At 72.6% G+C, this 7255-nt stretch carries 6 protein-coding genes; 2 read left to right on the top strand and 4 right to left on the bottom strand.

Annotated features, from left to right (window positions below; translation table 11 throughout):
* From AC3WRT_RS20505 to AC3WRT_RS20490, 4 genes are all read right to left on the bottom strand, one after another.
* On the bottom strand, positions 1 to 854 hold an 854-nt coding region (locus AC3WRT_RS20505), incomplete at its 3' end, for an FAD binding domain-containing protein (RefSeq protein WP_492725241.1).
* A gap of 165 nt (positions 855 to 1019) precedes the next feature.
* A complete protein-coding gene (locus tag AC3WRT_RS20500; protein ID WP_492725239.1) occupies positions 1020 to 2513 on the bottom strand; it encodes a uracil-xanthine permease family protein in 1494 nt (497 codons plus the stop codon).
* A 292-nt stretch (positions 2514 to 2805) separates the two neighbouring features.
* Complete coding sequence (locus AC3WRT_RS20495; protein ID WP_492725237.1) at positions 2806 to 3093, bottom strand: hypothetical protein; 288 nt, start codon at positions 3091 to 3093, stop codon at positions 2806 to 2808.
* 86 nt (positions 3094 to 3179) lie between these two features.
* Entirely contained in the window at positions 3180 to 4910 is a 1731-nt protein-coding gene (locus tag AC3WRT_RS20490) for a helix-turn-helix domain-containing protein (protein ID WP_492725235.1), read from the bottom strand.
* A gap of 80 nt (positions 4911 to 4990) precedes the next feature.
* Between AC3WRT_RS20490 and AC3WRT_RS20485 the strand changes: the two genes are divergently transcribed.
* Together AC3WRT_RS20485 and AC3WRT_RS20480 are read left to right on the top strand one after the other, a co-directional pair.
* Complete coding sequence (locus AC3WRT_RS20485; RefSeq protein WP_492725233.1) at positions 4991 to 5953, top strand: oxamate carbamoyltransferase subunit AllH family protein; 963 nt, start codon at positions 4991 to 4993, stop codon at positions 5951 to 5953.
* On the top strand, positions 5946 to 7255 hold a 1310-nt coding region (locus AC3WRT_RS20480), incomplete at its 3' end, for an AllF/FdrA family protein (protein ID WP_492725231.1). The genes AC3WRT_RS20485 and AC3WRT_RS20480, both read left to right, overlap by 8 nt.

Genomic DNA, 7255 nt, shown 5'->3' with positions numbered 1-7255 from the left:
GCCTGGGGGAGGGCGCGGCGGGTCAGCTCCGTCACCAGCATGCGCCGGTAGTCGGCGCTGGCGTGGATGTCGCTCTCGGGGTCGACGTGCTCACGCACGGCCTCGGCGGCGGCGTCGAGTGCGGTGTCCCACGCGCCGGTCCCGGGCTCGACACCACGGAGCGCCGTCCCGAGGTCGAGGACGGACGGCACGTCGGTGACCGACACGAACGATGCCCGGGCGGCTGACACGACCCCGTCGATGAGAGTGACCGCCACGCCGACACCCGCCATCGCGTAGTCGCCGGATCGACGTGCCGCCTCGACGAAGGCGGTCCCCGTCCCGGTCGGCGGGCGCCCGAAGCGCACCGCCACCGCGAGCTCCTCCGCAGCGAGCGACGTCTCCAGGGCGCCGAGGAAGAAGTCACCGCACCCGACCTCGCGCCGCCCGGCCGGACCGGCGACCTCGACGACCCCGTCGGTCAGCGCCAGGATCGCCGGCATCTCACCGGCCGCATCGGCGTGGGCGATCGAGCCGACCGTCGTGCCGCGGTTGCGGATGGCCGGGTGGGCGACGTTGACGAGCGCCTGGCGCAGGAGGGGGAGGGCGGCATACGCCTCCTCGGAGCGTTCGAGGCCGGCGTGCCGCACCAGGGCTCCCACGCGTACGGCCGAGGGCGTCACCTCGATGGTGTCGAGCCCGGCGACCCGGTTGATGTCGACGAGGTGGGCGGGGGAGGCGAGCCGCATGTTGAGGATCGGGATGAGGCTCTGCCCGCCCGCGAGGACCTTGCCGTCGTGCCCGACCGCGCCGAGGACGGCGACGGCCTGCTCGACGGTGAGCGGTGCGTGGTGCTCGAAGGGGGCGGGCTTCACGAACTGATCCTGCCTTCCGATCCCCGGCGGGGACTAGTGACGGTTGTGCATCGCTGCGCGTGGGCTTTTGGCAACTTCTGCCCTGAACGGGCCGTGGGCCCCCGATCCGAGATCGGAGGCCCACGGCGTTCGGACGCCTGCAGCGGGGCGTACGGCTGGTGTGGCTCAGTGGCGGCGCAGGTCGGGGCCGCCCGGCCGGTCCTGGTAGAGGTCGTCGATCCCGTCGGCGTCGCCGTAGTCCCCCTCGCGCTCGCCGAGCGAGATCATCGTGCCTCCCGTGCCATCGGCGCGGCGACGCAGGTCGTCGGGGGCGACTGCCCGGGCCAGGTGGTAGGCGCCGACGGCGACGATGGTGCCGAGGGCGATGCCGCCGAGCTCGAAGGTGTCCGAGAACTTCAGCGAGACGCCGCCGATGCCGATGACGATGCCGGCTGCGATCGGGACGAGGTTGATCGGGTTGCCGAAGTCGACCCCGTTCTCCTTCCAGATCTTCGCGCCGAGCAGGCCGATCATGCCGTAGAGCACGACGGTGATGCCGCCGAGCACGCCGCCCGGCACGGAGGCCACGAGCGCGCCGAACTTCGGCGAGAGACCGAAGATGATCGCGACGACGGCCGCCACGTAGTAGGCCGCCGTCGAGTAGACGCGGGTGGCGGCCATGACCCCGATGTTCTCGGCATACGTGGTCGTCGGCGAGCCACCGACAGAGGACGCGATGACCGTGCCGAAGCCGTCGGCGGCGATGGCGCGACCCATGTACGGGTCCAGGTTGGTCTTCGTCATCTCCGCGACGGCCTTGACGTGACCGGTGTTCTCGGCGATGAGGGCGATGACGCCCGGCAGCACGAGCAGGATGGCGGCGACCGAGAACGACGGCGCGTGGATGCCCACGATCTCCTTGCCGTCGCCGCCGATCGTCGATGACGGCGGGAGGCCGAACCACGGCTGCGCGGAGATGTTGTCGAAATTGGTGCGGAAGTGGGTCGTCACCTTGTTGGCGCCGGCGTCGAAGGAGGTGATCTGGCCGAAGGCCTTGTCGAAGATCCACGAGATGATGTAGCCGAAGATGAGCGCGAGGAAGACCGCGATGCGCGAGATGAAGCCCTTGAAGGCGACCGCGCAGACGACCGTGAAGAGCATGACGAGCAGGGCCACCCACTGGTCCTGCGGCCAGTAGACGGTGGCCACGACCGGTGCGAGGTTGAAGCCGATCAGCATGACGACCGCACCCGTGACGACCGGCGGCAGCACCTTGTGCAGCACGCCCGACCCGAGGAAGTGGATGATCACGCCGACGATCGCGAGCACGAGACCGGCGACGAGGATCGCGCCCGTGACCGTCGCCGACGTGCCGCCCTGGGCGCGGATGGCGAAGACCGCCCCGACGAAGCTCGCCGACGTGCCGAGGTAGCTAGGGACCCTGCCGTTGACGATGAGCAGGAAGCAGATCGTCGCGATGCCGCTCATCATGATCGCGAGCTGCGGGTTGAGGCCCATCAAGATGGGGAAGACGAACGTCGCGCCGAACATGGCGACGACGTGCTGGGCGCCGAGGCCCACCGTCTTGCCCCAGGACAGGCGTTCGTCGGGTGCGACGACGTCGTCGGGGCCCAGCGTCTTGCCGTCCCCGTGCAGTTTCCAGCCCAAGCCCAAAGCCATTCCGACTCCTATGGTTGCCACATGCGGTGATGTGGGTCACGTCCCGTACCGGGATGGCCGAAAACTACTCCCACCACGGGTCATGGGGTTCGTCAAACGTTGATACACGCCGATGGAGCCCTGCTGGCACGAGATGACGTATGCCGTGCGCTCGAGTCGACGAGGCACGCCCGGTCCGGGTGTCCGCACCGCGGTGGCGTCCCGGGCCAGCCTCGCGTGCGCAGCACCTGTGCGACGTCCGTGGCGAGGGCGCAGCCGGACGGCACGAGATCGGTCCAGTAGCACCGGAGGGTCACGCGTCCTGAGACCAGCGCGGAGCGGTCGCGTCGCCCGGCCGCTGGGCCAGGGCACTGCGGCGCCGGCCCGGTGTGGTGAGCGCGAGCCAGACGGCCTTGGCAGCCAGCGCGATGGCCCGGTCCGGACCGCGAGCACCGGCGAGGTCGAGGAAGGTGTGCTCGACGGTCGTGCGGTGGGGCCACTCTCGCGGGGCGACCCGGGCGACGGCGTGCCGGCCCCGGCGGATCGTGACCCCCTCGACCGTCCGAACCGGCAGGCGGTCAGGTCCGCGGCGGTCCTCCACAGGCTCGGCTCCGTGGAAGGTCACTACCTCGGTAGGGGGTGCGGTGTTCCACGAAGCGCGCCGGACGGCATACGCAGGGCGTGGGTTCAGATGCCGCGCATCTGGTGGATCTTCAGCGCCAGGGCGAGCGTCAGGCGCAGGTCGGGGTCGGTGGTGAAGGGGCCGAGGATCTTCTCGAGCTTGCCGATGCGGTAGCGCAGCGTGTTGTAGTGGAAGAAGAGCAGGCGGGCGGTCTCGGCGACGTTGAGGTTGGTGTCGAGCAGGATGGTCAGGGTCTGGCGGAGGCCGGCGTACTCCGGCGAGTCGTCGGTGGCGAGCTCGCGCAGCGACTCCTGGACGAAGCGGCGCAGGTCCGCGCCGTCGGGGATCAGGGCCAGCAGGCGGTAGATGCCCAGGCCGTCGACGTGGGTGAGCGCGCCGTCGCCGTGCATCTGCCGGCCGACGGTGACGGCGGACAGGGCCTCGTCGTACGCCTGGGGGAGGCCGGCGACCGAGGTGATCGGCCGTGAGACGCCGGCCGAGAAGCTGCGCCGACCGCCGCCGCCGTCACCACGCACGACGCGGACGTAGTCGCCGACGATCCGCATCACCTGCTCGGTGTCCGCGCCGGCCGGGACGCCGATGAGGGCGACGACCTCGCGGCTGAATCCCATGATGGGAGAACGCGAGTCGCGCACGGCGACGGCATGCGTCCACGCCCGGGCGAAGCGCTGCTGGAGGAAGCGCACCTCCTCGGCGTCGCGGGTCGAGAGGTCGTCGTCCTCGTCGGTCTCGGCCACGACGACGACCATGGGCCGGTCGATGTCCCAGCCGAGCGAGGTGGCGTGGGCGACGGCGTCGACGGGGGAGCCGGCGCGGCCGGCGAGGGCGTCGCGAAGGAACTCGGCGCGGTACTTGCTCTCGACGGCCGAGACGGCCTGGTCCTTGGTGATCGCGAGGGCGGCGACGGTCGCGGCCCGCTCGAGCAGGCGCACGTCGTCGACGGTGAGGTGCCGGTGGCTGCAGAAGGCGACGAGGACGCCGTGGTCGAGGTGCCCGGCGACGATGCGGACGGCCGAGCGGTTGGCGGTCGGGCCGTCGGGCCGCGGACCCATCGGCTCGGCCTCGGTGAGCAGGCGGCCGGTGCGGTCGAAGCAGTCGAGGGAGGCGGCGTGCTCGAGCTCGCGCGGCGACCCGGCCCGGGCGATGACGCGCCCGTCGGTCGTCGTCACCATCGCGGCGCCGTCGAGGAAGCCGACGACCTGCTCGCAGAGGTCGTCGAGCGAGCCGCCGGCCAGGACGATCTGCACGAGCGCCCGGTCGGCGTCCTCCAGCCGGCGCAGGATCGCGGTCTGGTGCTCGAGGATCGCGGTCAGGACCTCGGTGGTGAAGGTGGCGATGTGCTCCAGCGGGACCTCGACGAGGGGAAGGCCGGTCGCGTCGGCTGCAGCCACGAGGGCCGCCAAGGCCTTGCCGCTGAGCCCCGAGACCACCAGCCCGGCGGCGCCGGCGCGGTCGAGGGTGGCCACGACGTCGGTCGCAGGGGCTGCCACGCTGCCGTCCTCGGTCAGCGCGGCGGCGTCGGCAAGGACGAGCCGGTGGGCGAGGCACGTCCCGGCCCTGGCGTCGCGCAGTGCCGAGCGCAGGGGAGTGGTGCTGTCGACGGTGACGTCCAGGCGGGGCGGGTCAGCGTGGACGACGCCGTGGGCGGCGGCGGCCAGGCCTGCGATGAGGCGCAGCGAGATGCCCGAGACGTCGGGCACCTCGGGCGCGACGGGCCGGCTCGGCGCTGGCAAGTCACCCTCGGCCAGGACTGGATCGTTGGCAACTTTCACCATGAGCGCACCCTATCCAGCGTCGGTAGCGTCGCGTCAGCGGTCCGGGCCAGGTCATTGGGGCCGGGTCGGTGGATCGGTTGGTGAGCAGAGCACGGCAGCGGCGGACGCGGGAGGTGCGCGCGGGGATGGACGGTCTCGACCTGACAGTGCTGCCCGCCGCCGTGTCCCCGCTCGTCGCCGCAGAGCTCACCGGTACGCCCCGGCGGTGCCGCGTGCTCGCTGCCTTCCCGACCTGCCTCTACGTCGCCCTCGGAGCACACGAGCGGGTCCTGGCCGTGCTGGCGTCCGACGCCGTCGCGCTGCCCATCGGCCTGCGGCTGGCACTGCCGTCCACTTCCGTACGGTGGGGGGTCGAGGCGGGCGACCGCGTCGTCGTCGGGCAGGGGCGGGTGCGCCTGCCGCGGGCCGACGTCGTCGGCGCCCGGCTCCTGCGGCCGGCTCGCGTGTCGCCCTCGCCGCGTGGGAGCAGTGGTGCCGTCGGGCTGCCGGATCCCGGGGTCCTCGGCGAGCTCGCCCACGCCCTGACGGCCTCGGCGCTCGCCGGCCAGTCGGTCGAGGCGGGTGTCCGCGGACTCATCGGCGTCGGCCAGGGTCTGACCCCGAGCGGCGACGACGCCCTCTGCGGCGTCCTGCTCACCCTCGGCGCGGTCGAGGGAGCGCAGCCACGACGCGCGCTGTCGGCCGTCCGCACGGCGGTCCGCGAGGTACTGCCCTGGACGACGAGCCTGTCGGCAGCCCTCCTCGTCGCCGCGGGTCAGGGGTATGCCGTCCCGGACGTCGCGCGCCTCGTCACCCGTCTCGTGTCGGCCGGCCCGAGCGGCCTGAACGGCGGCCCAGAACAGGCCCTGGACCAGGGTTTCGGGGGTGCGATCCGGCCGGTCGACCCGTCCCGCGAGGTCGCTGACCTGGTGGAGAAGGTGCTGGCCATCGGGCACACCTCCGGCCGTGACCTGCTGTCCGGGGTCAGCGGCGCGCTCCGTGCGGTCGATGCCCACCTCTCCGCCTCCCCGTCCTCGCCTCAGGAAGGAGCCCACCGTGGCTGACCACGTCGAGCTGCGATCCGGTGCCTACCTCGACTCCGTGACCCTGATGCAGGTGTCGCGCACGGTCGCGGCAGCGCCCGGGGTGGAGGCCGCGCAGGTCGCCATGGCCACCGAGCTCAACCTGGACGTGATCCGCGGCATGGGCTTCGAGGTGCCTGCCTCGTCGCCCAACGACCTCGTCGTCGCGATCCGGGGGGACGAGTCCGGGATCGCCGCCGGGCAGGCCGCGCTCGAGGCGGCGTTGACCCAGAGCCGTTCTGCTGCAAGCGCTTCCAGTAGTTTCGGCGACGCGCCCGCGCCCCGGACCCTTGGTCGCGCCATCCGCCTGTCCGGTGCCGACCTCGCGCTCGTGTCGGTGCCCGGCGAGCATGCCGTGGCCGAGGCCCTCGACGCCGTCCGCGCAGGCGTGTCCGTCATGGTCTTCTCCGACAACGTGCCGGTCGAGGAGGAGGTGCGGCTCAAGGACGCCGCCGCCGACGCCGACGTGCTCGTCATGGGCCCCGACTGCGGCACCGCGGTCGTCGGCGGCGTCGCGCTCGGCTTCGCCAACGTCGTGCGCCCCGGCTCCGTCGGCCTGGTCGCCGCCTCCGGCACCGGTGCCCAGCAGGTCATGTGCCTGCTCGACGCAGCCGGTGTGGGCATCAGCCACTGCCTCGGCGTCGGTGGGCGCGACCTGTCGTCCGCCGTCGCCGCCCGCTCGACGAAGCAGGCGCTCGCCGCCCTCGCCGCCGACCCCGAGACCACGTCCATCGTCGTCGTCTCCAAGCCCCCGGCTCCTGAGGTGCTGGCCGACCTGGAGGCGTATGCCGCGAAGCTCGGCAAGCCGGTCCACTGGGCTACGCTCGGGGCCGGCCGGTCCGACCTCACTGCGGCGGTCGAGTCAGTGCTGTCCGCGACCGGCCACGAGGTGCCGAGGTGGCCGCGCTGGAGCCCGGGCGTCGGCGACGACGACTCGTCGCAGCTCGAGCCGCAGCGGAGCGGCACTGTGCCGCAGGGCAGCTCGCTTCGCGGCCTCTTCTGCGGCGGCACCCTCGCCGACGAGGCGATGCTCGTCGCCGGCGAGGTGCTCGGCGACATCCGGTCCAACATCCCGCTGCGGCCCGAGCTCGCCCTCGACGCTGACCTGCGCGACCCCGGCCACGTCGTCATCGACTTCGGGGACGACACGATGACGCGCGGCCGGGCCCACCCGATGATCGACCCGTCGCTGCGTCTCGAGCGCATCGCCGTGGAGGCGGCCGACCCCACGTGCGGCGTGCTGCTCCTCGACCTCGTCCTGGGCCACGGCGCCCACCCCGACCC

Source organism: Terrabacter sp. FW104-15G4B (assembly GCF_058790095.1).
The sequence above is the reverse complement of the archived record's forward strand: the minus strand, read 5'-3'. Positions and strand labels throughout refer to the sequence as shown.

What these genes read in the sequence shown, in the direction of transcription:
- AC3WRT_RS20500 (WP_492725239.1), bottom strand. Translation starts at nt 2,513, where the DNA reads ATGGCTTTGGGCTTGGGCTGGAAACTGCACGGGGACGGCAAGACGCTG.
- AC3WRT_RS20490 (WP_492725235.1), bottom strand. Translation starts at nt 4,910, where the DNA reads ATGGTGAAAGTTGCCAACGATCCAGTCCTGGCCGAGGGTGACTTGCCA.